This is a genomic window from Alicyclobacillus fastidiosus, from assembly GCF_026651875.1.
In the GTDB taxonomy this organism is placed as follows: Bacteria; Bacillota; Bacilli; order Alicyclobacillales; family Alicyclobacillaceae; genus Alicyclobacillus; species Alicyclobacillus fastidiosus.
Genome location: NZ_CP104067.1, coordinates 5152186 through 5178958, shown reverse-complemented (window position 1 = coordinate 5178958; position 26773 = coordinate 5152186). Strand labels below are relative to the sequence as shown.

The 26773-nt window shown below is 55.9% G+C and carries 24 protein-coding genes and 1 tRNA gene; 20 read left to right on the top strand and 5 right to left on the bottom strand.

Features of this window, described 5'->3' with window-relative positions; genetic code table 11:
• Window positions 1-31: 31 nt before the first annotated feature.
• Window positions 32-107, bottom strand: a tRNA-Pro gene (locus NZD89_RS25195).
• Window positions 108-327: 220 nt separating this feature from the next.
• Between NZD89_RS25195 and pcrA the strand changes: the two genes are divergently transcribed.
• Window positions 328-2610: a DNA helicase PcrA gene (pcrA, locus tag NZD89_RS25190; RefSeq protein ID WP_268005407.1), complete on the top strand. Its 2283-nt coding sequence runs from the start codon at window positions 328-330 to the stop codon at window positions 2608-2610.
• A gap of 52 nt (window positions 2611-2662) precedes the next feature.
• Window positions 2663-4693: an NAD-dependent DNA ligase LigA gene (gene ligA, locus NZD89_RS25185; RefSeq protein WP_268008612.1), complete on the top strand. Its 2031-nt coding sequence runs from the start codon at window positions 2663-2665 to the stop codon at window positions 4691-4693.
• 172 nt (window positions 4694-4865) lie between these two features.
• Here ligA and NZD89_RS25180 read toward each other — a convergent pair whose 3' ends face one another.
• A complete protein-coding gene (locus tag NZD89_RS25180) occupies window positions 4866-5012 on the bottom strand; it encodes a hypothetical protein (RefSeq protein ID WP_268005406.1) in 147 nt (48 codons plus the stop codon).
• A 238-nt stretch (window positions 5013-5250) separates the two neighbouring features.
• Between NZD89_RS25180 and NZD89_RS25175 the strand changes: the two genes are divergently transcribed.
• The 5 genes from NZD89_RS25175 (at window position 5251) to rlmD (ending at window position 11010) form a co-directional block, all read left to right on the top strand.
• Entirely contained in the window at window positions 5251-6210 is a 960-nt protein-coding gene (locus NZD89_RS25175; RefSeq protein WP_268005405.1) for an MraY family glycosyltransferase, read from the top strand.
• A gap of 150 nt (window positions 6211-6360) precedes the next feature.
• Window positions 6361-6663: an Asp-tRNA(Asn)/Glu-tRNA(Gln) amidotransferase subunit GatC gene (gatC, locus tag NZD89_RS25170; protein ID WP_268005404.1), complete on the top strand. Its 303-nt coding sequence runs from the start codon at window positions 6361-6363 to the stop codon at window positions 6661-6663.
• Window positions 6660-8096 carry an Asp-tRNA(Asn)/Glu-tRNA(Gln) amidotransferase subunit GatA gene (gene gatA, locus NZD89_RS25165; RefSeq protein ID WP_268005403.1) on the top strand — a complete coding sequence of 479 codons (1437 nt, stop codon included), beginning with the start codon at window positions 6660-6662 and terminating at the stop codon, window positions 8094-8096. The genes gatC and gatA overlap by 4 nt, the downstream gene beginning before the upstream one ends.
• Window positions 8093-9526 (top strand): Asp-tRNA(Asn)/Glu-tRNA(Gln) amidotransferase subunit GatB, encoded by a 1434-nt coding sequence (gene gatB, locus NZD89_RS25160; RefSeq protein WP_268005402.1) that lies wholly within the window; start codon window positions 8093-8095, stop codon window positions 9524-9526. Before gatA ends, gatB begins: the two co-directional genes overlap by 4 nt.
• A 122-nt stretch (window positions 9527-9648) precedes the next feature.
• A complete protein-coding gene (gene rlmD, locus NZD89_RS25155; RefSeq protein WP_268005401.1) occupies window positions 9649-11010 on the top strand; it encodes a 23S rRNA (uracil(1939)-C(5))-methyltransferase RlmD in 1362 nt (453 codons plus the stop codon).
• Between the two features lie 177 nt (window positions 11011-11187).
• Here the strand turns inward: rlmD and NZD89_RS25150 are convergent, their stop codons facing one another.
• Window positions 11188-11922, bottom strand: coding sequence for an MBL fold metallo-hydrolase (locus tag NZD89_RS25150; protein WP_268005400.1), 735 nt, complete (start codon window positions 11920-11922; stop codon window positions 11188-11190).
• 166 nt (window positions 11923-12088) lie between these two features.
• Between NZD89_RS25150 and NZD89_RS25145 the strand changes: the two genes are divergently transcribed.
• The 12 genes from NZD89_RS25145 (at window position 12089) to NZD89_RS25090 (ending at window position 23904) form a co-directional block, all read left to right on the top strand.
• Window positions 12089-12538, top strand: coding sequence for a helix-turn-helix domain-containing protein (locus tag NZD89_RS25145; RefSeq protein WP_268005399.1), 450 nt, complete (start codon window positions 12089-12091; stop codon window positions 12536-12538).
• 13 nt (window positions 12539-12551) lie between these two features.
• Window positions 12552-14270, top strand: coding sequence for an MFS transporter (locus NZD89_RS25140; RefSeq protein ID WP_268005398.1), 1719 nt, complete (start codon window positions 12552-12554; stop codon window positions 14268-14270).
• A 16-nt stretch (window positions 14271-14286) separates the two neighbouring features.
• Window positions 14287-14454 carry a hypothetical protein gene (locus tag NZD89_RS25135; RefSeq protein ID WP_268005397.1) on the top strand — a complete coding sequence of 56 codons (168 nt, stop codon included), beginning with the start codon at window positions 14287-14289 and terminating at the stop codon, window positions 14452-14454.
• Window positions 14455-14623: 169 nt separating this feature from the next.
• A complete protein-coding gene (locus tag NZD89_RS25130) occupies window positions 14624-16804 on the top strand; it encodes a heavy metal translocating P-type ATPase (protein WP_268005396.1) in 2181 nt (726 codons plus the stop codon).
• A gap of 155 nt (window positions 16805-16959) precedes the next feature.
• Entirely contained in the window at window positions 16960-17427 is a 468-nt protein-coding gene (locus NZD89_RS25125; protein ID WP_268005395.1) for a chemotaxis protein CheX, read from the top strand.
• Between the two features lie 43 nt (window positions 17428-17470).
• A complete protein-coding gene (locus tag NZD89_RS25120) occupies window positions 17471-17827 on the top strand; it encodes a response regulator (RefSeq protein ID WP_268008611.1) in 357 nt (118 codons plus the stop codon).
• A gap of 224 nt (window positions 17828-18051) precedes the next feature.
• Window positions 18052-18921, top strand: a complete 870-nt coding sequence (locus NZD89_RS25115) for a Rossmann-like and DUF2520 domain-containing protein (RefSeq protein ID WP_268005394.1) — start codon at window positions 18052-18054, stop codon at window positions 18919-18921.
• Between the two features lie 29 nt (window positions 18922-18950).
• Window positions 18951-19817, top strand: a complete 867-nt coding sequence (gene panB, locus NZD89_RS25110) for a 3-methyl-2-oxobutanoate hydroxymethyltransferase (protein ID WP_268005393.1) — start codon at window positions 18951-18953, stop codon at window positions 19815-19817.
• Window positions 19804-20676 carry a pantoate--beta-alanine ligase gene (panC, locus tag NZD89_RS25105; RefSeq protein ID WP_268005392.1) on the top strand — a complete coding sequence of 291 codons (873 nt, stop codon included), beginning with the start codon at window positions 19804-19806 and terminating at the stop codon, window positions 20674-20676. Before panB ends, panC begins: the two co-directional genes overlap by 14 nt.
• 264 nt (window positions 20677-20940) lie before the next feature.
• Window positions 20941-22167: an NAD(P)-dependent malic enzyme gene (locus NZD89_RS25100; protein WP_268005391.1), complete on the top strand. Its 1227-nt coding sequence runs from the start codon at window positions 20941-20943 to the stop codon at window positions 22165-22167.
• A 79-nt stretch (window positions 22168-22246) separates the two neighbouring features.
• On the top strand, window positions 22247-23119 hold the full coding sequence (locus NZD89_RS25095) for a proline iminopeptidase-family hydrolase (protein ID WP_268005390.1): 873 nt from the start codon (window positions 22247-22249) through the stop codon (window positions 23117-23119).
• 164 nt (window positions 23120-23283) lie between these two features.
• Window positions 23284-23904 (top strand): nitroreductase family protein, encoded by a 621-nt coding sequence (locus tag NZD89_RS25090; RefSeq protein ID WP_268005389.1) that lies wholly within the window; start codon window positions 23284-23286, stop codon window positions 23902-23904.
• 124 nt (window positions 23905-24028) lie between these two features.
• On the opposite strand, the gene NZD89_RS25085 is transcribed toward NZD89_RS25090, so the two are convergent.
• Together NZD89_RS25085 and NZD89_RS25080 are read right to left on the bottom strand one after the other, a co-directional pair.
• Window positions 24029-24520: a hypothetical protein gene (locus tag NZD89_RS25085; RefSeq protein WP_268005388.1), complete on the bottom strand. Its 492-nt coding sequence runs from the start codon at window positions 24518-24520 to the stop codon at window positions 24029-24031.
• Window positions 24521-25510 (bottom strand): Rieske 2Fe-2S domain-containing protein, encoded by a 990-nt coding sequence (locus tag NZD89_RS25080; RefSeq protein WP_268005387.1) that lies wholly within the window; start codon window positions 25508-25510, stop codon window positions 24521-24523.
• Window positions 25511-25720: 210 nt separating this feature from the next.
• Between NZD89_RS25080 and NZD89_RS25075 the strand changes: the two genes are divergently transcribed.
• Window positions 25721-26677, top strand: a complete 957-nt coding sequence (locus NZD89_RS25075) for a peptidyl-prolyl cis-trans isomerase (RefSeq protein WP_268008610.1) — start codon at window positions 25721-25723, stop codon at window positions 26675-26677.
• Window positions 26678-26773 lie beyond the last annotated feature (96 nt).

The following is a 26773-nucleotide window of genomic DNA, read 5'->3' as shown; positions in this document are numbered from 1 at the left end:
TAAATGCTATAATCCCTTGCTACAACTACATTGGTCGGAATGACAGGACTCGAACCTGCGGCCTCACGGTCCCGAACCGTGCGCTCTACCACCTGAGCTACATTCCGAAGAGAAGGTCCGTCGAACGGGACAAGTGACACTATAGCAGGTAGTTGAGGGTCGCGTCAAGAATATTTTTGAATTCCTTTTACTTCCTGCTGCCATCTGACCATCGATTCGGCTTTGCTTGCTCGTCGAACGCGCGTCAATACGCGAACAGATGATCGCCTCGCGAGACGCTGGCTGTTATAATGATCTGTAGACAAGCTCTTGAAAGGTGTTGAGCGCGTGGCATTGACGGAACAGCCGAGTGCACAGTCCATTTTGCAGGGACTCAATTCTGAACAACAGCGTGCGGTCCAGACGACGGATGGGCCGCTTCTCATCATGGCCGGCGCAGGTAGTGGCAAGACCAGTGTGTTGACGCGGCGGATAGCGTATCTGATCGCAGAACGGCGGGTGCCCCCATGGGCCATTTTGGCGATTACATTCACGAACAAAGCAGCGCGCGAAATGCGTGAACGCATCCAGGTTCTCGTTGGCAATCTGGGTGCGGATATCTGGACGTCGACCTTTCACGCGCTGTGCGCCCGCATCCTGCGGCGGGACATTCAGCGGATTGGATACGCGACGTCGTTTACCGTACTGGATAGCGCAGATCAACTGTCTGTGATCAAGCGAGTGATGTCAGATTTGAACATCGACGTGAAAAAGTATGAACCCAAGGCCATCCTGCATGAGATCAGCCAGCACAAAAACGAGTTGCGCGGCGGGGCCAAGGTGCGGGATATGGCGGGATCGCCCTATGAACGGCTGGTCGGGGACGTGTATCTCGAGTACGAGCGGCGTCTGCGCCAAAACCAGTCGCTCGATTTCGATGACCTCATTTTTAAGACGGTGGAACTGTTCAGGGAGTCTCCGGAGACGCTGAATTACTACCAGAATCGGTTTACACACGTGCACGTGGACGAGTATCAGGATACGAACCACGCGCAGTACATGCTCGTCAAACTCTTGGCGCAGAAGCGCAAAAACCTCTGCGTCGTCGGCGATTCCGACCAATCCATCTACGGGTGGCGCGGTGCCAACATCCGCAACATCCTCGACTTCGAACGCGACTACCCGGATGCACAGGTGATTCGGTTAGAGCAGAATTATCGCTCGACAGGGAGAATTTTGCGCATCGCCAACGAAGTCATTCGAAACAACCGGATGCGTAAGGAGAAGAATCTATGGACCAGCGCTGGCGAGGGCGAAAAGGCGTATCTTCACCACGCGTCCGACGAGCGCGCGGAAGCGATTTTCGTGGCGAGCCAAATCGAAGCGCACGTAAAGCAGGGCCGAAAGTACCCTGATTTTAGCGTTTTGTATCGGACCAATGCCCAGTCGCGCGTCATCGAGGAAATTTTTCTGCAAAAGGGAATTCCGTACCGGATTTATGGCGGGCTGAAGTTCTATGATCGCAAAGAGATCAAGGATGTCCTCGCATATCTGCGGCTCGTGCTGAACCCGGACGACGACGTATCGTTTATCCGCGTGGTGAACGTCCCCAAGCGGGGGCTTGGACAGACGTCCATCGACAAACTGGAGGATTACGCCCGCGCGAATGCGTGTTCGCTGTTCGACGCCGCACAGCGCGCCACGTCGGCAGGCCTCAGCAAGCGGGCCGCGAGTGCGCTGCAGGGATTCGTTCAACTCATTCTCACTCTCTCGCAACAACGCGCGTTTCTCCCGCTCACGGACTTGACGGACGAACTGCTGCTGCGCTCGGGATATCGTGAGTCACTCGAGGCCGAGAAGACGCTGGAGGCGCAGAGCAGGCTTGAAAACTTGGACGAGTTCCTGTCGCTCACGCGGGAGTTTGACGAGAACGGCACCATCGACGGTGAGGTGAGCGCCCTGGAACAGTTTTTGACAGACGTCGCGCTGGTGGCCGACAGCGATTTGAACAAGGGCAAGCCTGAAATCGAGCAGGATAGCCAGGTCGTCACGATGATGACCCTCCACTCTGCGAAGGGACTAGAATTCCCGGTTGTCTTCCTGGTCGGCATGGAAGAGGGCACCTTTCCGCACAAGCGGGCCTTGGACGCGGAAGAAGAGATGGAGGAGGAGCGCCGCCTGTGCTATGTGGGCATCACGCGTGCGATGGAGCGCCTGTATCTCACGACGTGCAGCAGCCGTATGATCTTCGGCGAACGGCGCCCCTTCACGACCTCTCGGTTTCTCGCCGAGATGCCGGAGCAGGATATGGAGAAGGAAGGTTTCCAAATGCGGTCTCGGGCGGACTTTGGGGCCGCATTCCGCCCGAGTTCTACGCCTGCTTCCACCGTGTCGTCGAGCCCGGGAATTCAAGGCTCGAGGATGACGATGCCCCAATCCTTCGGTGCGGATTTATCGGTTTCGTATGAGCCTGGAGATCGCGTGGAGCACCGCAAGTGGGGCGTCGGCGAGATCGTCTCTAAGACCGGGAGTGGAGAGAGTTTGGAACTGATTGTTCGCTTTCTCGCTCCCATCGGCGAGCGCAAACTGTTTGCGAAGTTTGCGCCCATTACAAAGGTGACGGCAGACTGACCACCTGAAGAAGGGCTTTCGCCAGTGTAGACTTGGAGGAATACCAGTGGGGATGACCATCGACGAAGCGCGCCTTCGCGTCGACGCGCTGCGCAAGGAAATTGAGCACCATAATCAGCGGTACTATCAGGAGGATAACCCTTCGATTACCGACGCACAGTGGGATGCGCTGATGCGCGAACTCATCTCACTCGAGACGCAATTCCCGGAGTTACAATCACCGAGTTCACCCACCCAGAGGGTGGGCGCGAGCGTTTCCGAGGGTTTTGTCAAAGTCGAACACCAAATTCCGATGCTTTCCTTGTCGAACGCCTATTCCACAGAGGAATTATTGGAATTTGACCGCCGCGTTCGCCAAGTCGTCGGCGATGAGGTCCACTACGTTTGTGAATTGAAGATCGACGGACTCGCGGTCTCGCTTCGTTATGAACAGGGTAGGCTCGTGCGCGGAGCGACGCGCGGAGACGGCGAGATTGGAGAAGACATCACGTCCAATATCCGGACCATCCGCAACGTTCCTCTGGAGCTGACAGAACCGGTGACGTTGGAGGTGCGCGGCGAAGCGTACATGCCGAAACAGTCGTTTCTGCGCCTCAACGAGCAACGCGAGCAGCAAGGGGAGCCGCTGTTCGCGAATCCGAGAAATGCGGCGGCCGGCTCGCTTCGGCAACTGGATCCCCGCATCGCTGCAAGCCGTCGCCTGGGCGTCATCGTCTACCAATTGGCGGACGCTTCGGAGTATCCCGTGGAGCGGCATAGTGAGGCGCTCGACTACGTACGGTCGCTCGGACTCCCGGCCAATGGGGAGCGGAAGTTGTGCAGCGACATTCACGAGGTGATAAGCTACATCGACGAGTGGTCGGAAAAGCGTCGCAGTTTGTCCTACGCGACCGACGGCATGGTGATTAAGGTCGACGATATGGCCTTGCAGCAGGAACTCGGGTTTACGGCGAGGAGTCCGCGTTGGGCGATCGCATATAAGTACGCGGCGGAACAAGCGACGACGATACTTCGACGCATTGACTTGAATGTGGGCCGCACGGGCGCCGTGACGCCAACTGCCGTGTTCGATCCCGTTCAGTTGGCGGGCACGACCGTCTCTCGCGCGTCCCTGCACAACGAGGATCTCATCCGCGAAAAGGACATTCGGGTCGGCGACCGAATTGTCGTTCAAAAGGCTGGAGACATCATCCCGGAAGTGGTTCGGTCGATTCCAGAGGAGCGCGAAGGAGAGATTCCTCCCTTTTCGATGCCAGAACGATGCCCTCAGTGCGAAGAACCTCTGCTTCGCCTGCCGGAGGAGGCCGCATGGCGCTGCGTGAATCCAAACTGTCCGGCGCTGATTCGCGAGGGATTAATTCACTTCGTGTCCCGCGACGCGATGAATATCGACGGGCTCGGGGAGCAGTGGATAGCGATATTGCTCGACCGGCAGATGGTGAAGACGGTAGCTGACTTATACCGTCTGACGAAGGCGGAGTTGCTGACCCTGGAGCGGATGGGCGAGAAGCTCGCAGATAAGTTGCTTCAGTCTATCGAGGCCAGCAAGGGGAATTCCCTAGAGCGCCTGTTGTTCGGCCTCGGTATTCGGCTAGTCGGTGAGAAGGCGGCGAAGACCCTGGCTCAGTCGTTTCTCAGCATGGACGCAATCGAGCAGGCGACGCTCGACCAACTGACTGCAATTCCGGATGTCGGACCCAAGATGGCAAAGAGCATTCTCTTCTACTTTGACACGCCGGCCGCTCAATCGTTACTGGCATCGCTTCGCGAACTCGGGGTCAACATGACCTACCTGGGCGCTGTGAGTGAGCAAATCGAGAGCGTGTTCACCGGAAAGACCGTTGTCCTGACGGGAACCTTGAGCGAGGTCGACCGAAAGCAGGCCTCTGTATGGATTGAACAGCTGGGCGGGAACGTCAGCGGAAGCGTGAGCGCCAAGACCGATTTTGTGGTCGCGGGTGAAAAGGCGGGCAGCAAGTTGGAGAAGGCTGAATCGATCATCGCGTCCGGGAAGAACCCAAATTTGCGAATTCTCGACGAAGCGGCTTTCCTCGACGTCGTGCGTGAGGCAGGTTTGTACTGACCACTGGCTCGCGCGACCATGGCAGGGCCGACGTCGCCATCATCGATGTCCTAAAGCACACCAAAGGCTGCCCCTGTCAGCCCATCTTCGATGGCATGTGGGGGCAGCTCTTTTTGAGCGTTTCTTTTGGCGTCTCTGCCGTACGCCGTGTTCCTTTTGCGCCGTGCGGAGGTTATTCGCGCGAGCGCAGAAATTCTGGGACGGTCAGTTTTTCTTCTGTGTGTGCGTGAAAAAATGCAATGCGCGTCGAGTATCTGCCGACAAAGAATGCGACTGGTAACGCAATGATGAGTCCGATAATGATGTCGTGAGCCGTCATTCCTGTATGCCCTCCTTCGGATGCGGCCCGAAACGGGTCTGACCCTGATCCGGGCACGTGCTGTAGCGTGAACCTGTCTGTGCCTGTTTCAATCTATGTACATGCGTGGGCAGGCATGACAAGAAGTTTGCAACTGTCGTCGAACTCGTCAAATATCAATGTGCTTTCAATCAAGCGTGGTATAATGGTCGACGTACGGAACATTTGTCCGGTTGAATGGGAGGTCTTTTGACCCATCATGATTCCAATTTGGTACTATCTGATGTGCTTTATTGTGGCGTTTGGAATTGCCTACTCCGTCGTGCCAGCGATTCGACGCGTGGCTTTGAAAACCGGTTTTGTCGATAGACCGAACCAACGCAAAATCCACAAGGAACCGATACCCCTCTTAGGTGGCATCGCCATTTATGTGTCCTTCGTGCTCACGGCTGGAGTATTAGGACGCGCTGGATCGACATTTTGGGGAATTGCTGTCGGAGGCTTCCTGATCTTTGGCATCGGGGTTGTCGACGACTTCTACAAGACTCGCGGCCGTGATTTTAAGGCGTGGCCCAAGTTCTTGATGCAAATCGTCGCAGCGGTCGTCTTGATGTTGTTTCAAATTCGCATGACGGGTGTGAACCTTCCGTTCCACAACGAGTACTACACGTTCCCACTTTGGGTTTCCTGGCTGGCGACCGTGATTTGGGTTGTAGCCATTACCAATATGATGAACTTCCTCGACGGTGTGGATGGACTCGCTTCAGGTCTGGCAGCCATCTCGGCGTTGACGCTCGTCTTCATCGCTGTACTCAAAGGCCAGGGCGTCATCGCCATCCTCGCTGTGGTGCTGATGGGCAGTTCTGTCGGCTTCCTCAAACACAATTTCCACCCTGCTCGAATCTTCATGGGGGACGCTGGAGCCACGTTCCTCGGATACGTGTTGGCCGCCATTGCCGTGGACGGCGCATTTAAGAGCGCTACGCTGGTGTCGCTCATCGTGCCGGTCCTAGCGCTTGGCGTCCCAATTCTCGATACCGTGTGGGTCGTCTTTCGACGCTTTCGCGAGAATCGACCGATTTATGTGGCAGATAAAGGGCACACGTTTCATCTGTTGATGAAGTCCGGTCTGACACAGGTTCAGACGGTGGCGTTCATGTATCTGCTTGGCATCTGCTTTAGTTTGGCCTCCATTTTGGTCCTCTTGGCGTCGCATTGATCCAAAGATGGACAGTCGGCTGCCGCTCTTCGCAGACCATCGCGAGAACCTGGCGACGCCTCGCCGCCGCGCTCATGCGGTGGCAACCGTGGTGTGCTATAATCCCGAAAAGAACGATACCTGCGACGTTTCCTGAGGAGGGACAAGCTGTTGAAGATCACTGAAGAGACGGTCAGCCACGTCGCGCGCTTGGCTCGCTTAGCCATGCCCGAAGCTGAACGATCCCTACTCGCACCCCAATTGAGCGACATTTTGGAGTATGCGGAGTCACTCCAGCAAGTCGATTTGGATGGCGTCATCCCGACAAGCCATCCGTTTGAACAGACCAACGTCTTGCGCGAAGACGAAGTGCGCCCGAGTTTGTCTCGCGATGCAGCGCTCGCCAATGCGCCGGAAACGGAAGCCGGACAGGTTCGCGTGCCGGCCGTACTCGAAGGGGGCGGAGGCGCATGAAATTACATAGTGTAACAGAGATTTTAACGTCTATCGAAAAAGGCGAAACCACCGCTTCCGATTGGGCGAAAGCATCACTCGAAGCGGTCCGTCAAGTGGATTCCGATTTGGAGGCGTTCCTCACCGTTGACGAGGATGCCGTTCTCGATAGGGCGGCGAAAGCCGAAACTGGACTCTTAAACGGCGTGCCTTACGCGCTCAAGGACAACATCTGCACGGAAGGCGTTCGCACGACGGCCGCGTCGCGAATCCTAGAAAACTACATTCCACCGTACAGCGCGACTGTGGCAAATAAGCTGCAAGCGGCCGGCGGTGTGCTGATTGGGAAGACGAACCTGGACGAATTCGCAATGGGCTCGACGACGGAGACGTCTGCGTTCAAGAAGACAAAAAACCCATATGGCAAGGGATATGTTCCTGGTGGATCAAGCGGTGGGTCCGCGGCGGCAGTTGCTGCGGGCATTGTTCCGTTTGCACTCGGTTCCGATACGGGTGGGTCCATTCGCCAGCCTGCGGCATTTTGTGGCGTGTTTGGCCTCAAACCAACCTATGGGCGAGTATCGCGGTATGGGTTGATCGCGTTCGCGTCGTCTCTCGACCAAATTGGCCCGTTCACGAATACGGCAGAGGACGCAGCGCTCGTGATGAACGCCATCTGTGGTCACGATGAGTACGATTCGACGTCTGCCAAAGTCGAGGCCGAGGACTTCACCAGAGACCTAAAGCTCGGTGTCAAAGGCTTGCGCATCGGTATCGTTCGCAACCTGCCGGAAGCGGGACTGAACAAGGCAGTCAAACAGGCGGTTGACGAAGCGATTCGCAAGTTCGAAGGGGAGGGCGCGCAAGTTGTCGACGTCGAACTCCCGCACTCGCAGTACGCCGTCGCCACGTACTACTTAATTGCTCCGGCTGAGGCTTCGTCTAACCTGTCGCGGTACGACGGAGTGCGCTTTGGTCGGCGAGCAGAGGCGAGCAGCATGATCGACATGTTTGAGCAGAGTCGGAGTCAGGGCTTCGGCATGGAGGTCAAGCGCCGGATCATCATCGGCACGTACGCGTTGTCGTCCGGGTACTACGACGCATACTACAAGCGGGCACAGCAGATGCGCACGCTCATTCGCCAAGACTATGAGAAGGCGTTCGAACAGTGCGACGTCATCATCATGCCGACCACGCCGACTACCGCGTTCCCGTTTGGCGACAAGGCGGATGATCCACTCGCGATGTACCTCAACGACATTTACACCATCCCGGCAAACCTCGCGGGGATTCCGGGCGCGAGTGTCCCTTGTGGCTTTGTCGACGGCCTGCCGGTTGGGTTCCAAGTGCTGGCAAAGCCGTTCGCGGAGAGCACCATCTTGCGCGTCTCCCACGCGTATGAACAACTTCGCGACTTCTCGTGGCCAACGCCGGAATTGGGGGTTGCAGAATGAATTACGAGACGATTATCGGCTTGGAAGTACACGTCGAGTTAAAGACGAATTCGAAGATTTTCTGCGGCTGCAAAAACGACAGTAAGTCCGAGCCGAACACGAACGTGTGTCCAGTTTGCATGGGGCATCCCGGCGCTTTGCCGGTACTCAACCGCGAGGCGGTGGAATTGGCGCTGCGGGCTGCGACGGCGCTGAATTGCACCATCAATCAGCAATCGAAATTTGACCGAAAAAACTACTTTTACCCCGATTCTCCCAAAGGGTATCAGATTTCGCAGTTTGACAAACCTATTGGAGAACATGGCTATATCGAGATTGAAATCGGCGGTGAAAAAAGGCGAATTGGCATCACGCGTTTGCACCTCGAGGAGGATGCCGGGAAGTCGACGCACGCGCCGGATGGATCGCATACGCTGGTCGATTTCAACCGCACGGGTGTCCCCTTGATTGAAATCGTGTCAGAACCGGACATGCGTACGCCTGAGGAAGCGCGATTGTACCTCGAGGCGCTCAAGAGCATCATGCAGTACTGCGACGTGTCGGATTGTAAGATGGAAGAAGGTTCCCTTCGCTGTGACGCCAACGTGTCCCTTCGCCCGGTCGGCGAATCCAAGTTCGGGAACAAGGCGGAACTGAAAAACATGAACTCGTTCCGCAACGTACAGCGCGGACTCGAGTTCGAAGTCGAGCGCCAGACCAAGGTCTATAACGAGGGCGGTGACGTGGCCCAGGAAACGCGTCGCTTCGACGAGACGACGCAGACGACCATCTCGATGCGTTCCAAGGAAGAGGCGCATGACTACCGGTACTTCCCAGAACCTGACTTGGTCGATCTCGCCATCGACGACGCCTGGCTCACCCGCGTTCGCACCACACTGCCGGAACTACCGCTCGCGAAGCGCGCGCGGTACGAAGCTGAGTTGGGGCTCCCGGCCTACGATGCGGGCGTATTGACCGCTGATCCGCTCGTGGCGAACTACTACGAGCAGGTCCTCGCTGCGAATGTCGATGCGAAGGCGGCCAGTAACTGGGTGATGAGCGACGTGCTCGGTGGACTCAACAACGAGGGCAAGTCGCCGGCCGAGTGCCCGATTTCACCGGACCATCTCGGAGGGCTTATCGCCGAGGTCTCGAGCGGGAAGATCTCCTCGAAACAGGCCCGCGAAGTCTTCAAGACGATGTGGGAAACGGGCAAATCCGCCAAGGAGATCATCAAGGAACAGGGCATGGAGCAAATTAGCGATGTGTCCGTCTTGGGCCCAATTCTCGACGAGGTCATCGCCAACAACGAGAAGTCGGTAGCGGACTTTAAGGGCGGCAAGGATAGGGCCATCGCCGCACTCGTCGGCCAGGTGATGAAGGCGACGAAGGGCAAGGCCAATCCGACACTCGTCAACCAGTTGCTCATCGAGAAAATTCAAGCGCTGTAATCGTGTCCACGCAAGCGATAGATGCACGAGGAACCGACCGCCGCCTTTGGTGGTCGGTTCGCGCGCATTGTGAACCATCGCGAACAACTGCTTGGCACCACACAGATTCGGAGGACAAACAGATGTCAGGCTCCAACGACGGCCATCCATTAGAACAGGGTGGCACTTATGATGTGACGGCACTTCGGCTGAATGACGATGGCGACGGCGTCGCCACGGTCAACGGAATGACCGTATTCATTCCGTTCCTTTTGCCTGGGGAGCGAGGCCGTATCCGAGTGACCGAACGGCAGCGCCGTTTTGCCAGGGCAGTTTTGGTCGAGCGATCGAATGCGTCGCCCGACAGGCAGGATGCACCATGTCCCGTGTTCGGAGAGTGCGGCGGGTGTCAGGTGCAGCACTTGACCTACGAGGCCCAATTGAGCTGGAAGACAAACCGGATCAAGCGTCTCGCCTCGCAACTGGGGCTCGATTCAGACGCCGTCGTGCGCGACATCATCGCCTCGCCGAAAGACTTTCGCTATCGCAACCAGGTTCAGATGCCTGTGCGCTACGACGCAAAGAAACAAGAGGTGCGCATGGGATTCTACGGCTTCGCATCGCACCAGATGATCGAAACGGACTCCTGTCACTTGCAGAGTGAAGCGATGCAGGACACGCTCAATCGCGCCCGCGATTTCTTAAGCCAAGCGGGTGCAGAAACCGCGAGTCTCGTCCACCACGTCATCGTTCGTGAGTCGCAAACGACGGGCGACCAACTCGTGGTCTTTGCCGTAACTCAGTCGGGCGGTCGCCTCCGCCACGCGCTCAGTGCGTTTCAGGCTCCGCGTGTAACCTCTGTGTGCTTGACCGTCCAGCCAAAGGCGGTCGGGCCGGTTTGGGGACGCAAGCTGGAGACCTTGTACGGGCCCGGCACGCTCACCGAGTCGATTGCGGGGATGTCGTTTGCGATTTCGCCGAGATCGTTCTTGCAAATTCAAACTCCTGTCGCGCAGGCGATGTACGAGACGGTGTTGGCGTATGCGGATCTCACGCAGGATGACGCGGTTTTGGATGCGTATTGTGGAATCGGCACGCTGACGATGCTCCTCGCCAAACACGCGGGCCAGGCCATTGGCGTGGAGGAAGTGGAGGCGTCGGTAGAGGATGCGCGGCTGAACCAAGCGCAGCTAGGTGTGGATAACGCCGAGTTCGTCGCCGGTCGCGTAGAGACCTGGCTGCCAAGTTGGGTGCAAGAGGGCGGTCATGCTGACGTTGTGGTCTTCGATCCGCCTCGCAAAGGCATCGACCCCGCAGCCATTGCCGCCGTCCTCGAGGCGAACCCGCGCCGGGTGGTCTACGCCTCCTGTAACCCTGCCACGCTGCAGCGCGATTTGAAGCTGCTCATTGCCGGTGGATATCGTGTCGAGGCGATGCAGCCATTCGACATGTTCCCACAGACTGCGCATGTGGAGTGCTGCACTTCGCTCGTTCGGGGTGAGTAACCCGATAACACTTGCACGCGAATTTAATCTCCTGATCCAGCGGTCATAAACTCTTGATAAAGCGCAGATGAGCTTCGCGAAAAGGGTGCCTCGTCAGGTATCAAAGCCTGATGGGGCACCCTTTTTTTCTTCAGTCAAGGACGACGCGCCGAGGGGTGGTCGTCCCGGATTGTCGTCTTACTTCGCCAAGTCGCGAAACTGTTCATTTACGTGCTCGTCACAGAGTCCACCGTGATAGCAGATCGCTTTTAGGATATCGAATGACGTGAATTTCTTCTGGGACTCAAGCGCCAATGGCATATCGGGCGTCGCCTGAGGATTAGGACCGACGATTTTCCCATTTTGGCTGACGGTGGCATCACCAGTGATGAGTGTCTTGGTAGCTTGGTGATAGAGGCTGATGTGACCAGGTGTGTGACCTGGGGTGAAGATGACCTGAATCCCGCCAAAGAACGGTAGGATTTCACCGTCGGCCACGACCTTTGTCACCTTGGCGGTCGGCGGATTGAGGAAGACGGCTTCCGCTTGCTTGCGCGCGTCCTCTGGAAGGTGGGCGAGCATCGCAGAAACGCGCTCAGGGGTCATTTTGATCGGTGTTTTGTCGCCTTCGATATACGGCTTGTCCTCGGCGTGCGCATATACATCGATTGGTTTGCCCACAGCTTTCAGTACATCTTGGATGCTGCCGATATGGTCGATGTCCTGATGTGTGAGGATGACCGCGTCGATGTTTTCGAACGGAACGCCCGCTTTCTTCACCGCCGATTGAATAGCCTCGAGCTGCCCCGGCATTGCGACGTCGACGAGAACGGCATGGTGATCATCATAAAGCAGTGTCGGATGGATGGTCATCCGATTTCCCATCATATTCATTTCAAGTTCAAGCATCTCGATCCCGTGATCAACCTTCATGGTTCCCCAAATCCTGTGTATGGATTTGGGTTCACCTCCTTCGTCTCGCGAATCTCAATTGAGTAAATGTAACGTTGACGTTACATGCATATTTGTATACTATCGTGTTTCAGATGCAGACTGCAACGTGGAAGATGTAACTGGATGAAAAAGTGGGGGTACTCAATTGACCGAGAGTGAACTGAATGGTTTGACCGTGGAAGCGGTGGTTCGCCAATTGGGCGTGACGCCGCGAACGCTCCGCTATTACGAAGAGGTCGGCTTAATTACTCCGACTGCGAGAACTAGCGGAGGCCATCGTCTGTATGATCAGAGCACGATTGACCGCCTGGAACAAATTCTCCGACTCAAGGAAAACCTAGGTTTCTCCCTCCAGGGAATTCGCGAGATCTTGGATGCGGAACAGTCGTTGGAGTGTTTGCGGCAAACGTTTCGCCAGGGCGGTCAAACAGAGGACGAGCAAAGATCTGTGGTCGATAGATATATCGAAGTGCTCGGTGAGCTGATAGATAAGATGGACAAAAAAATTGAAAGTATAACCGCAATGCGCAACATGTACCAAGAGAGATTGGATCGCTCTATCCGATTCCGCGACGAAAAAATGCCTGATAGGTAAAGGGGGGGCCAGGGTGAGTTCCGTATCGACTACGGTGTACGGCCGTCATTACAAGTGGATCGCGTTATCGAATACCACGCTCGGCGTCTTGATGGCGACGATCAATCAATCCATCTTAATTATCGCGCTGCCGGTCATTTTCAATGGATTGCACGTCAATCCATTGGCGGGGAACCAAACCAGTCTATTACTGTGGGTGTTGCTCGGGTTCAATGTCGCTACAACCGTGTTGCTGGTCTTGTTTGGCCGGCTTTCAGATATGTTTGGTCGAGTCCGTCTGTACAACTTAGGATTTCTGATTTTTACGATTGGTTCAGTGGTGGCCGCGCTGACGTGGAGCAAGGGGACAGCTGGGGAGATAGAACTCATCATCTTTCGCATTGTGCAAGGTATCGGCGGCGGATTTTTGTTTTCCAACAGTGCCGCGATTTTGACCGATGCATTTCCGGCGAACCAACGAGGCATGGCTTTGGGATTGAATCAGGTGGCCGCTATTGGCGGGGGCATCATCGGCTTATTGGTCGGGGGCGCTCTAGCCGCAACCGGTCATTGGCGCTGGATTTTTCTCGTGAACGTCCCAGTAGGGTTAGTCGGGACGGTTTGGGCTTATATCGCTTTGCGAGAGGTCACCAAGCGGACGGTCAAACAGCATTTGGACATATGGGGGAACCTGACGCTGACCATCGGGCTCTTAGGGATCATGATGGGTCTGACCTACGGAATTATGCCTTACAAGCAACACAGCATGGGATGGAGCAATCCATGGGTCTTGACCGGGTTGCTCGGCGGCGTCATCGTATTAGTCCTGTTTGTCATCATCGAAATGTATACCGAACAGCCGCTGTTTAATCTGAAACTATTTAAAATTTGGCCATTTACCGCAGGGAATATCAGTGGACTCCTCGCGGCGTTAGCTCGCGGTGGACTTCAGTTCATGCTCATTATTTGGCTGCAGGGTATCTATCTCCCTCTCCACGGAGTTTCGTACGCCAACACGCCGCTCATTGCAGGGTTGTACACCTTGCCGCAAATGCTGGGCTTTCTCGTCGCAGGCCCCATCAGTGGTATTTTATCCGACCGCTTTGGCGCACGGACCTTTGCCACTCTTGGAATGGTCATTACGGCGATCGGGTTTTACTTGATGACCACTTTGCCCGTCGACTTCAATCATTGGGTGTTTTGGATGTACTTGTTCATCATCGGCGCCGGGATGGGCCTCTTCGCCTCACCAAACAGCGCGGCGATTATGAACGCACTACCCCCTCAATACCGGGGAGTCGGATCCGGTATGCGTTCTACATTTACAAATGCCGGATCGATGTTGAGTATGGGCTTGTTCTTCTCCATCATGATTGCGGGCCTCGTCCAGAAACTGCCCGAAGCCATGCAGTCTGGATTGACGCAGCACGGTGTACCACTCGCTGGAGCCATGAAAGTGTCCCAGTTGCCGCCGACATCCTCTCTGTTCGCGGCGCTTTTGGGATACAATCCCCTGCAAAATCTGCTACAGCAATTTGGTATCTTGCAGCAGATGTCCGTGTCGCAGGCGAAGTACGTCACCGGCTCCACTTTCTTTCCGTCACTCATCGGTTCGCCATTTATGCACGGTCTCAGGTTGGCGTTTACTGTGTCGCTCATCATGTCGCTCGTAGGAGCACTCGTGTCCATCTTCCGAGGCAAGCGATACGTCCACGTCGAGAAAGTGTCAGACCAAAGTTCCGAAACCGCATGATGGTGTAGAAGTCGATATGCCGCTCATCATTTGCAAAGAGGCTTCTTCACCCATCAGTCAAAACCCAAAGAGGCGGTCCCCATCGTCGATGATGATGAGGGGCGGCCTCTTTCGCACTGCCGACGGCCACGGTACATCGCTGGCGCTACGGCAGACAGAGGGGGCGCCAAGCGCCGCTGCCTAGCGCTTCTGACTTCCCCGACTTTGGAAAACCGACGGTTTTTGAGACGTTCCGACAGCTTCGCCTGACGATTGTATATGGGCATTGGGACGACTATTTTTTGCGGACCGGAATAGCCTTGAAAGGAGCGGACAACCATTCTGGGTGCAGTCTCATCCGGAGGTGTGGATTCATGAATCATGAGAAGGCGACCTTGTCGATTACAGGAATGCATTGTGCCGCTTGCGCGGCGAGGATTGAGAAGGTGATTGGGCGGCAGCCTGGCGTCGTCGACATTCATGTGAACCTGGCAATGGAGCGCGCGTCGGTCGTATTTGAATCCGGCCAGACTGGGCTTGACGACATTGTCACACGTGTAGAAAGACTGGGGTATGGGGCGTCCGTATATGACGATACTCTCCCTTCCATAGATGGGGAGGACTTTGCGTCTCTTGAAATGTTTCTGTTTTCGGCCGCATTGACCATTCCGTTTATCCTGCAGATGTTGCACATGTTCAACCTGACCGGCGTACCCCGCGTATTTCAGAACCCGTTTGTTCAGTTCGCGCTGGCGACACAGATTCAGTTTGTCGCAGGTGGGAAGTTTTATGTCGGAGCCCTCAAGTCGCTTCGCGCACGAAGCGCAAACATGGACGTGTTAGTCGTTCTTGGGACATCAAGCGCCTACTTTTACAGCGTATGGATGATGTTTAAAGGCAGCAGCGACCAGTTGTATTTCGAAACCAGTTCGATTTTGATCACATTGGTCCTCTTCGGCAAGATACTCGAGGCGAAGGCAAAGTCTCGAACGACCGACGCCCTTCGAGTGCTCGCGCAATTGCATGTGAAAAACGCCCATTTGATACACGGGGAGCACGAAACAGACGTACCCATTCAACAGGTGGTCGTCGGCGACTTGCTCATGGTCAGGCCAGGGGAGAAAATTCCGGTTGACGGTCAAGTCGTGGATGGGGAATCGAGTGTGGACGAGTCGATGTTCACTGGGGAGATCCTTCCCGTTCACAAGCGACCTGGCGACCTTGTCTACGGTGGCACGCTCAACGAACATGGGGCATTGCGAGTTCTTGCACAGAGAATTGGCGCCGACTCCGCCCTTGGTCAAATCATTCGACTGGTGGAAGAGGCACAGACTTCAAAGGCACCTGTACAGCGTTTGGCAGATACCATTTGCGGGGTGTTCGTACCTGTTGTCATCCTGCTCTCTTTCGCCACCTTTGTCTTTTGGTATGTTGTCTTGAAGGCCCCCCTTTCCGTATCCCTGCAGAACACATCTGCGGTATTGCTCGCCGCTTGTCCTTGTCCGCTCGGCCTCGCCACTCCTGCCGCACTCGTGGTCGGAACTGGGCGTGCCGCGCGACAGGGCGTCTTCTTTAAGGGTGGCGTGCAATTGGAACAACTTCACAAGACGAAGGTCGTTCTGATTGACAAGACCGGCACCATCACACACGGGAGACCGATGATTACGGACATCCTGCTTACCAGCCACCCATCGATTCAGTCTCAGAGGCAGTTACTGCATCTCGCGGGCAGTGCAGAGCTTTCCTCTGGGCACCCATTGGCGAGGGTCATCGTGGAATATGCCTCTCAGTACACACGTCCGGTCGATCCCACTGAATTTTTATCGTTTCCCGGCCAAGGTGTCAGGGCGACAGTCGCAGGACAGCAAGTGTTAGTCGGCAATCTCCGACTGCTGAAAGAACACGATGTCAACGTGAGTGGATTACCATCCTGCAAGGACGAATGGGAAAAAGGCGGGAAAACCGTCGCCCTGGTCGCCATCAATAGGCGCATCGCCGGACTAATTGCCGTGGCCGACACCATCAAGCCTTCGTCGCGGTCGGCCATCCGCCACCTCCAAGCCCTCGGCATGCGCGTCGTCATGGTGAGCGGGGACAACGTCAAGACGTCGAACGCCGTGGCGAGGGAGGTGGGCATTGGCGATGTGCTCGCAGAACTGACACCGGAAGATAAGGTACGCGTCATTCGTCACTTCCAGAGACAACGGTACTCTGTCGCGATGGTTGGAGACGGCATCAACGACGCCCCAGCCCTAGCCGCTGCGGACGTCGGGCTCGCCGTGGGCACGGGGACTGATGTCGCCCTCGAAGCCGCGGACGTCGCGCTCATCGGCGCCGATTTGGAGGGAGTCGTGCAGGCAATTTTATTATCTCGCGCCACGATGCGTTGTATTGTGCAGAGCTTTTCCTGGGCCCTCCTCTACAACGGGATCACCATCCCGTTCGCCGCTATCGGTTGGCTGAATCCCTTGCTCGCGGGCGCGGCCATGGCCTTCAGCTCAGTCACTGTCGTCCTGAACGCTCTGCGGTTGAAGCGGAGCAAGCTGCGTGTTTAAACTCGGCGAGTCAGCCGTCGCGTTGATGATCCCCACGTCGGTCGCCAATTGCACCCGAAACGACGGATTGAAAATTGGGATACAAGATTCGCCATTTTTTTCGGAAGTATTCTATAACGGCGCTGATGATGGCGCCAGAGAGGAATGGAAACTGTATGTCGACGGACTTCTTGTCCCCTATGACAGAAATGGTGGAGGGCGTTGGAAACGCGCTAAAATCGGTTTTGCCGGTACCGATTGCACTGGGCGACGCGAGCGTCGTGGATGGAGCTATCTATCAGCCGGAAATGGGCGTACTCGTCGGAGTGACCGGGGGATTTCGAGGCCGTATCATCATCCAGGCGAGTCAGGCAGTTTTTTCGGCATTCGCTGTGAATATGTATGGCATGGCCCTGGAAGGGGACATGTTGGAGTCGTTTGTGGGCGAACTCGGCAATATGATCGCTGGATCGACCTGTACGACCATCGCAACAAAGGGTATGGTGCTCGATATTACACCGCCAACCGTCCTCGTCGGCAACACCAAGCTCAGCGGGTTTCAACATGCGCTGCAAGTGTCCGTCGAGGTGGACGGCGTCGGTGACATGCAAGTCCTGCTGATTTTGGAAGAGAATTTACAATAGGCTAACAAGAGTACTTTGAGGGGGAAATGAAGTGGCACGAGTGATGGTGGTAGACGACGCGGCATTTATGCGCATGATGTTGAAGAACGTCTTAATCGAGGGTGGACACGAAGTGGTCGCTGAGGCTGCCAATGGAGTGGAAGCCGTGCAACAATATGAAGCTCATCACCCAGATCTCGTCACGATGGACATTACGATGCCAGAGATGGACGGCATTGAGGCGGTCCGCGCAATTGTGGGTACTGACCCGACGGCGAAAATCGTCATGTGCAGCGCCATGGGCCAGCAGCAGATGGTCATTGATGCCATCCACGCTGGCGCAAAGGGATTCGTCGTGAAGCCCTTCGATAAGTCAAAGGTATTGCAGGAAGTAGAAAAATTGGTATCGAAGGCCGTTTGAGTTAGCGGCCGATAGATAGCGGGCGGGCGTGCGCCAACCGCCCGCACCCCTGCAGGCTCCCCCCCAACTCCCCACTCTTCCAGTTCGGTAAAACTCGCATAGTTTGATAAAATAACCAGGGGTCGCGATGTTACGAGGCTCGCGTCACGTCGAGCGACGCCTATTCGCCCTTCAAAGATGGCGCGAAAGGAGGTTCGCAGTTAGCAATTCGAGGGAGGTTTGTCATGTCGGGCATTGTTTTTGTGGGGCCGGGCCGGGTTGGAACGGCACTGGCACTCGCTTTTCAACAGGCGGGGTACCCTGTCCTGGGTGCTGTGTCGCGGCCAGGCGGATCCGGTGGAGCAACTGCTGACCGATTTACGAACCTGACCCACTTGCCTGTTCGCGAGTTGATGGACAGCCGTTCCCTCATCGAGCAGGCAGACGTCGTGTTTCTCACAGTTCCAGACGAGGCTGTGACTGAACTAGCACAGACCATCGTCAATTTCGGCTGGGTACACGAGGGGCAAATCGTGGTTCACACCGCCGGGGCTCTCGCGAGTTCCATTCTTGAAGCGGTGGAGCCAACTGGCGCCTGGAAGCTTTCGCTGCACCCGTTGCAGACGATTGCAGATCCGGCTACTGGCCCCGCCTTACTGAAAGGTTCGACGTTTACAGCAGAGGGAGATGAACCAGCCGTCGCCGCGGCCATGCAGTGGGTGACCGCGCTCGGAGGGATTCCAGTCGAGCTACGGGCGGAGGAAAAACCGAGATATCACGCTGCAGCAGTCATGGCGTCCAACGCCGTTGTCGCATTGCTCGGTGTGGCCAGCGACGTAGCAGGGCTCTCGACTGGCGTATCCGCTTTTCTCCCATTGCTTCAAGGCGCGCTGGAGAACCTGCGCGAGTTGGGGATTCCCAACGCCTTGACCGGACCGATTGAGCGAGGTGACACAGCCACTGTGATGAAGCACCTCAGTGTTTTGAAGGACAACCCCACCGCACATGCTGTATATGTCGCCTTAGGGCGCGCAACCGTTTCGCTTGCTGTCGAGAAGGGCAGCTTGTCGGATGCACAGCGGGATGCATTTGAACGGTTGTTTGGAATCGATTGAGATGTCATCATCTCGGGGGGTATGTAAACGTGAGGAAAAAAGTAACCGTACGCACGTTGCTGAATATGAAAAAATCCGGCGAGCGCATCGCCATGATGACTGCCTATGACTTTCCCACAGCTAATCTTCTCTCAGACGCAGGACTTCACGTTCTACTGATTGGGGATTCCCTCGGCATGGTCGTTCAGGGTCATGATACGACCGTTCCCGTCACCGTCGACCACATGGTCTATCACACGAATATGGTCTCCCGCGGCGCCGACGGCCCGCTCATCGTGACGGATTTACCGTTTATGTCTTATCATGCCTCTCTCGAAGTGGCTATGCGCAACGCTGCCCGCATCATGCAGGAGGGGGGCGCTCACGCCGTCAAACTTGAGGGCGGCCGTGAAATGGCCACGACGGTCTCGCACCTCGTCGACGCCGGTGTGCCTGTGATGGCCCATATCGGCCTGACTCCACAGTCCGTTCACGCGCTTGGCGGGTTCGCTTTACAGGGTAAGACGCTCGAGTCCGCTCAGCGCATTCTCGATGACGCACTCGCACTCGAGGCTGCAGGGGCGTTCGCCATCGTCCTCGAAGCCGTACCTGCTCAGTTAGCCGCCTTGGTGACACAACGACTGACGATTCCGACCATCGGAATCGGCGCCGGGCCTGGATGTGATGGGCAGGTGCTCGTGTTCCACGACTTCATCGGCTATACGTCTGGATACATTCCCAAACACAACAAGCGGTTTGCGGATCTGGCTGACATGATTCAAGGTGCAGCGAAGGCGTACGTAGAAGAGGTCACGAACGGAACTTTCCCAGAGGACGCGCAAACCGTCCGACTGGATGCCGACGCGTGGGACGCACTATCTTTGCAACTGAAGGGTGAGCCAGATGCAGCAAATTGACACGATTGACCGTCTTCGGGAGGTTGTCCGGGCCGCGAGGGCAGAGGGCAATCGCATTGGACTCGTGCCGACGATGGGGTATTTACACGAAGGCCATTTGTCTCTGGTGGAAGCCGCCAAGCGACAGGCCGACTTTGTCGTCGTCAGTATCTTTGTGAACCCGTTGCAGTTTGGGCCATCTGAGGATTTGGATAAATACCCAAAAGATCTGGAACGCGATCTCGCGCTTCTCACGCAACAAGGGCACTGTGACGTCGTGTTCACACCGACTGTGCAGGAGATGTACCCAACGCCGATGGCCACCAGCGTCGAATTGCCGGAGTTGGCGAAATTCCTGTGTGGAAAAACGCGCCCAACGCACTTCCAGGGCGTCGCCACTGTGGTGAGCAAGTTATTCCACATCGTGCTTCCTGACGTGGCGTTTTTTGGCCAGAAGGATGGGCAACAACTCGCCGTGATTCGGCGCATGGTCAAGGACTTGAACTTCCCTATCGAAGTGGTCGGCGTACCGACTGTCCGAGAGGCGGACGGACTTGCCAAAAGCTCGCGCAACGTCTACCTGACGCCAGAGGAACGCGCGCATGCCACCATTTTGTATCGGGCCTTGTGTTGGGCGAGGGATCGGATTGCGAAAGGGCCCACTTCTGGGCGTGAGTTGTCGGACGGTATGCGAAAGATCATCGCGGAGGACGGCGTCGGCCGCCTCGATTACGCGGAAGTCGTCAGCATGGACACGTTAGCTCCGATAGAGCGCTTGGAGGGCCCCGTGATGCTCGCCATCGCGGTCTATTTTGGGAAAGCTAGGTTGATTGATAATCTGCAATTGACGATCGAAAATGGGCGCATCGCCGGTTCATGAACATAGATGATCCAACATGTATAGAGGGCGGTTTGCACGTGCGCGGGGCAAGGTCGCGCACGGCAATCGTTTCGTTTCGCAATTGGGTTACCCTGGTTGAGGGGTAACCCAATTTTTGTAATACGCAGCTATTTGCAAGATCTCGTAAAAAAAGGCCGCAGAACTGTTCGAAAAGACCCCATAAACCACTATATTTTCTGCTAATTCAAACAATATAATGAGAAGCACTAGAGTTGAGACATCATTAGAAAAGGGGGAGTCACCATGTCGCTCAAGGAAGAGGCATTGAAATTGCACCGTCTGCACGTCGGCAAGCTAGCCGTGGCACCAAAGATGAGTGTGGAAAACGAGCGCGATTTGAGTTTGGCGTACTCGCCGGGTGTGGCTGAGCCTTGCAAGGAGATTCATCGAGATGAAGCATTAAGCTACGAGTATACCGGCAAGGGGAACACGATTGCGATTGTGACAAACGGGACGGCAGTGCTCGGGCTCGGCAACATTGGCGCCGCCGCTGCCCTTCCAGTAATGGAGGGCAAGGCGCTGTTGTTCAAGCGATTCGCGGGTGTCGATGCCTTTCCGATTTGTATCAATTCCGAGGATCCCGACGAAGTGGTGCGGACCGTGAAACTGCTGGAGAGCCAGTTTGGCGGTGTCAACTTGGAAGACATCGCTGCACCCGCGTGCTTTGACATTGAGCGACGGTTGATTGAGGAGACGAATATTCCGATTTTCCACGATGATCAGCACGGTACGGCCATCGTGACCGCAGCTGCACTTTTGAATGCGCTCAAATTAGCCGGAAAATCGGTGGGAAGCGTGCGGGTGGTCGTCAACGGCGCAGGGGCGGCAGGTGTTGCAACGGTCGATCTCCTCTTGGCGATGGGCGTACAGGACATCATCCTCTGCGATACAAAAGGCGCCATCTATCGAGGCCGAACGGAGGGGATGAACGCCATGAAAGAGGCGTTCGCGCTGCGCACGAACGCATTTGAACGGCGGGGGGCGCTCGCCGACGTCATCGCAGACGCCGATGTATTCATCGGCGTGTCGAGTGCTGGGGCACTTACACCGGAGATGGTTCACGCAATGGCGCGCAGTCCTATCGTGTTTGCGATGGCCAACCCAGACCCGGAAATTTTGCCAGAAGTGGCGTTGGAACACGGGGTTTTGGTGGTTGGGACCGGGAGGTCTGACTACCCCAACCAGGTGAACAACGTCCTCGCCTTTCCCGGTGTCTTCCGCGGCGTCCTCGACGCGCGTGCGAGCCACATCACACAGCGCATGAAAGCGGCTGCAGCGCACGCGATTGCCGACCTTGTCACAGTCTCGGAATTGCGACCGGACTACGTCATTCCAAAACCGTTTGATCCACGCATCGCACCTCACGTGGCTCGGGCAGTCGCCGAAGCGGCGCTGGATGAGGGCGTCGCTCGGCGGGCCATATCGCCACAGGAGGTGTTCGACCGAACCGCGTCGCTCGTACGCAGATAAACTGGTTCCCTTGGGCGCCAGGGAGGGTTACCATGGTCAACAGAACCAGTAAATATCTGCGATGAGGAGACTACGACGCATGCACAAAGAAGGGTTCGTAGAGGTAGAAGGCGGGCGGATATGGTATCAGATTTTCGGAGAGGGTGACGGTGTACCGCTCCTGGGACTGCACGGGGGACCCGGTGGCTCGTCTGTCGGGATGGAGCGGTTGTCCGCACTGGCGGATGATCGACCGATCGTTCTATATGACCAGTTGGGTTCTGGCAAGTCGGATCGACCTTCGAATCCAGCGCTGTGGAATATTGAACGGTTTGTACGGGAACTGGCCAGTCTCCGCGCGGCACTTCATCTCGATGAGGTACACATCCTTGGACACTCTTGGGGAACGATGTTGTTGGCCGATTACTTGCTGACTTCCCCACAAGGAGTGAAAAGTGCCATTTTCTCTAGCCCCTGCCTGAGTGCGCCGCGTTGGGTCGCGGACGCCGACCGTTTGCGTCTTCAATTGCCCAGTGACGTCCAGAAGGTTCTCACAGAGTGTGAGGCGACTGGAAACACGGACTCCGCCGAGTATAAGCAGGCGACAGAAGTCTATATGAAAAAGCACGTCTGTCGGGTTGAGGTGTCCGCGGAGGAGCGCGCCCGACGAGATGCTGCGTTTGGAGCAGAGGTGTACAACACCATGTGGGGACCGTCTGAGTTCCATGCGACAGGCACGCTCAAGTCGTACGACCGGACGAACAGGTTACACGAGATATCAATACCCACGTTGTTTGCGTGCGGGCGCTACGACGAAGCGAGCCCGAGTTCCACTGAGTACTATCATTCGCTCGTTTCGGGCTCCGCATTTCACGTCTTTGAGGAGAGCTCGCATTCGGCGATGCGTGAACAACCGGAAGAATACTTGCGCGTCATTCGACAGTTTGTAGCGGCGGTGGACGAGGCAATCTAAACTTGCTACGAGCACGTTTGCGAGGCAAGCGAAGGTCGGTCGGCTCTAGCTGGCCGGCCTGTTCTGTATTTGACTTCGCTAGTGTTCCCAGGTAAACTATATCCGCATAAGTACATTTAATTAGTAACTAATTATAATTATTATAAATTGAGGAGTGTGGATGAATGTCTTTTGCGACGGAACACATGGGAGTAAAGTCCACGTGCTTCGCCGATGCAGTCACAGGGCGTCGCTCGATTCGCAAATTGAAGCGCCACGCCAGCGTCAATCAGGCACAAATCGATAAAATTGTCCGCATTGTCGTCAATGCTCCGTCCGCCTACAACATGCAAAGCGGGCGTTTGGTTGTGCTCATGGACGACGAACACGAAGCGCTCTGGGACCTTGCGAAGGAAACGTACGCAAAGCTTATACCACAGGAGAAAGTTGCATCGTTCATGGAGCGTCTGGACGGATTTCGCCGCGGAAACGGCACAGTATTGTTCTTTGAAGACGAGGAGACCATTCGCAGGATGCAAGAGAAAATTCCTGCAAACAAGGATGCATTCGTCGACTGGTCTCATCACGGATCGGGCATGTTGCAGTTTGCGATGTGGACCGCACTCTGTGCAGACGGCATCGCGGCTTCTCTACAGCACGTGAACGCCATCGAGCAACAGGTCAAGGAGAGATACCACATTTCTCCCAGTTGGAAGATGATCGCTCAGATGCCATTCGGCGCGTCGGACGAGGAACCAGTTGAAAAGTCGACGCTAGACTACGCGGATGTCGTCAAGTTTTATTGATGTGTCGCGCTGGTGAGACGAGGGGTCGTTCCAGAGCCTGCTAGGGGCCGGAGCGGCCCTTTGTGTTCACGGTTGGGCCAAAGGGATTGACACACATCCCTCCCGGTTGCCTCGCGCGCCACGGTCACAGCCCGTATGGAGGAGTATCCATGTGGGGGAGCGCCATCGGCCCGCTGTTGAGGCGGTCTGGGCGGCGCCTGCTGAGTGACTCATCGGCCTTTGTCTTCAATTCGCTAATCTCCTTGTGAAACCCGTCCAGGGAGGTACCGATTTCGCGTATCTGTTGTTGGAGGGTCGTGAGTTCCTCTAGTTTGCGGTTGGCAGATTGCAGCTCTTCCAGCAGACGCCGGTTCGCCGCCGCATTGCTGCGTGGCCTCCTGTTCGCGTTTTTCGTGACGGCCTGGGCCGGTTTTTTCGGCCTTTCCGCGCGTATCCTCACAGCACTCTTCATCGTCTTGCCCCGGTGAACGGGTGCAAAACGCGCGTTTTGACTCGTTTCCTTCGCTGGGCTTTGGACAAACGGCTCACTCACGGCCTGTTTTGACGCGCGGGCCTGGGCCTCGTAATACGCGCGAATCAACATGGGAACCCAACGCAATCTTTCGAACCGAGCCATTCAAATTCCTCCTTGTTCCTCTTTCAGGGCATGGCGCAACATGACGCGGAAGCGGATGGCCGGCACATCGGATGGGACGTGGCGTTCGTCTTGCAGTTGGAAAGGCGCGACGCGAGGCCGCAGGCTTTCCACGATGTGCTGGTCTTGTTCCATGACGCGCCACGTGTGGTCGATGTGAAAGGCGTCCATCCAGGACGCGTCGAGATCGAAATTGCGCATCACAATGCCGAAAATGTTTGTCACGTCGTCGTGAACCGGTGTGAATGTGAGAAACGTACACATGATCCCGTCATTGCCAAAGGGGGTACGAATGATCCACTGATTCGGAAAGCGCAGTTCAATTTCGGTTCGCGAACTGGCCTCCTGGACAGGGTTAATTGGCTCCATTGGGTGTGACGGCGCAAATGGGGTGGGGTGGATGACAATGCGGCTGCCGCTCACGGTGTAATCTGGGCCGGTCACGGTGGGATCGACGTCAGTACCGGTCGTTTCAGGGTGAACAAACGGCAAGTGCGACACATCGAGGGCGCTTTCGACGGCTCGCGTGAAATGTGCTTGCCACGTCTGCTGAAACGAAACGTATTGCCAGTCGTCGTGTAGTAGGTCCGCAAATGTTACAAACGGAGCGGCGGCTGTCGTGTCGAGGATTGGTTGTGTATAGAGCCACACGAGTCCAGCGCACTCCGCCACGGGATAGGTGTTCAATCGATAGGCAGACGGGATCCGTGTTCCCGACTTATTTGCGGGAATGTGTGTACATCTTCCCGTCGCGTCAAAATGCCAGCCATGAAATGGACAAATGAGGTCACCTTCGTGCAGCGAACCGAGTGATAAATCGCACCCGCGGTGTGGACAAAAGCCGTCACATGTGGCCATGCGCCCGGTCTTGTCCCGATACAATACGTAATCACGGCTATTCACCGTGACCTTTTTCGGCTCTGCGGCGACATCTGACGACGGGCACACCGCATACCACGCCTTACGCAACATATCGCATCCCTCACTTCTTAGCCACTCATATATGCGCCGTGCAGACCTTTGGTGCTTGGTGTGAGGACACTGGAACAAGATTAGGCGTGAACAGGATTGACGGGCGTGGTAAGATTTCAGCATGTGCAAAATGGGTTTTTCAAGGAAATTTCCATATACGTTTGGTACGTTGGCACAAGATGATATTTAGGAGGCAGCACATTGGTCGCAGTGAAATCGATCCTTTCGCCGGTGATTGGCGCACTTGTCGGTGCAGTCATCGTCGGCGGTGTATGGTATGGCACATCGGCATCACAGAACCGCAACTCTATCGTAGCAAAGGTTGACGGCACGCCAATTACCCGGTCCCAGTTGTTAGCTGAATCCGAGGCGTACGCAGGGTCGAGTATGCTGTCGCAGCTCATTACGAACCAATTGGTCCTCGATGCGGCGCAACAGCAGAAAATCACGGCTTCAAATTCGGAAGTCAACCAGGCCTTGCAAGGGCTCGAGGAGCAGAATGGCATCACGAGTGATAGTCAACTCAACCAGATGCTGGAGCAGAGCCACATGACCAAGGACCAACTGCTTACCCAATTGAAGGTAGAGGTCCTCGGACAGAAGCTTGCGGAGAGCCAGGTCAAGGTGACGGACAAGCAGATCCAGGATTATTACAACAAGAACAAGGCGAGCCTCACGACACCGGAACAAAGGGCAATTTCGGATATCGTCGTGTCCTCCGAGTCGAAGGCCAAAGACATAACTAGCCAGTTGAGCCAAGGTAAGACGTTTGCTTCCCTGGCGAAGTCGTCGTCTATTGACAGTGTGACCAAGTCCAAGGGTGGGGCGATGGGTACGTTCACTCAGTCGACGTTGTCGCAAGAGTACCCGGAGATCGCATCTCAGGCGTTCAAGTTGAAGCTGGGGCAGGTCAGTGCTCCAATCAAGGTCAGCAATGGTTACGAATTGATTGAAGTGACCAGTATCACGCCGGCGAAGACGCCCACGTTGGCCGAAGCGAAGAGTGAAATCACGACCGCTTTGAAGGAACAAAATGCCGAGGCGCCGCAGGAACTGTACGCGTCCTTGGCGAAGAAGGGCAACATTCAAATCCTCGACAGCAGCTATGCACAGGTCAAGGACTCGATTGAAAATCCTCAGACCTCCTCGTCGTCCAGCATGCAGTAATGATGTACGACAGATTTCCCGACTGGCTCTGCACGGGGGAAATCCGGGACTAGGAACGAATGTGGGACCTACAGGCGAATGCAAAAATGCGCCTGT

Coding starts and splice junctions, on each gene's coding strand:
- ligA (WP_268008612.1), top strand. CDS start 2,663: ATGACCATCGACGAAGCGCGCCTTCGCGTCGACGCGCTGCGCAAGGAA.
- NZD89_RS25180 (WP_268005406.1), bottom strand. CDS start 5,012: ATGACGGCTCACGACATCATTATCGGACTCATCATTGCGTTACCAGTC.
- NZD89_RS25175 (WP_268005405.1), top strand. CDS start 5,251: ATGATTCCAATTTGGTACTATCTGATGTGCTTTATTGTGGCGTTTGGA.
- gatA (WP_268005403.1), top strand. CDS start 6,660: ATGAAATTACATAGTGTAACAGAGATTTTAACGTCTATCGAAAAAGGC.
- gatB (WP_268005402.1), top strand. CDS start 8,093: ATGAATTACGAGACGATTATCGGCTTGGAAGTACACGTCGAGTTAAAG.
- rlmD (WP_268005401.1), top strand. CDS start 9,649: ATGTCAGGCTCCAACGACGGCCATCCATTAGAACAGGGTGGCACTTAT.
- NZD89_RS25150 (WP_268005400.1), bottom strand. CDS start 11,922: ATGAAGGTTGATCACGGGATCGAGATGCTTGAACTTGAAATGAATATG.
- NZD89_RS25135 (WP_268005397.1), top strand. CDS start 14,287: ATGCCGCTCATCATTTGCAAAGAGGCTTCTTCACCCATCAGTCAAAAC.
- NZD89_RS25130 (WP_268005396.1), top strand. CDS start 14,624: ATGAATCATGAGAAGGCGACCTTGTCGATTACAGGAATGCATTGTGCC.
- NZD89_RS25125 (WP_268005395.1), top strand. CDS start 16,960: ATGTCGACGGACTTCTTGTCCCCTATGACAGAAATGGTGGAGGGCGTT.
- NZD89_RS25120 (WP_268008611.1), top strand. CDS start 17,471: ATGGTGGTAGACGACGCGGCATTTATGCGCATGATGTTGAAGAACGTC.
- NZD89_RS25115 (WP_268005394.1), top strand. CDS start 18,052: ATGTCGGGCATTGTTTTTGTGGGGCCGGGCCGGGTTGGAACGGCACTG.
- panC (WP_268005392.1), top strand. CDS start 19,804: ATGCAGCAAATTGACACGATTGACCGTCTTCGGGAGGTTGTCCGGGCC.
- NZD89_RS25100 (WP_268005391.1), top strand. CDS start 20,941: ATGTCGCTCAAGGAAGAGGCATTGAAATTGCACCGTCTGCACGTCGGC.
- NZD89_RS25095 (WP_268005390.1), top strand. CDS start 22,247: ATGCACAAAGAAGGGTTCGTAGAGGTAGAAGGCGGGCGGATATGGTAT.
- NZD89_RS25090 (WP_268005389.1), top strand. CDS start 23,284: ATGTCTTTTGCGACGGAACACATGGGAGTAAAGTCCACGTGCTTCGCC.
- NZD89_RS25085 (WP_268005388.1), bottom strand. CDS start 24,520: ATGGCTCGGTTCGAAAGATTGCGTTGGGTTCCCATGTTGATTCGCGCG.
- NZD89_RS25080 (WP_268005387.1), bottom strand. CDS start 25,510: ATGTTGCGTAAGGCGTGGTATGCGGTGTGCCCGTCGTCAGATGTCGCC.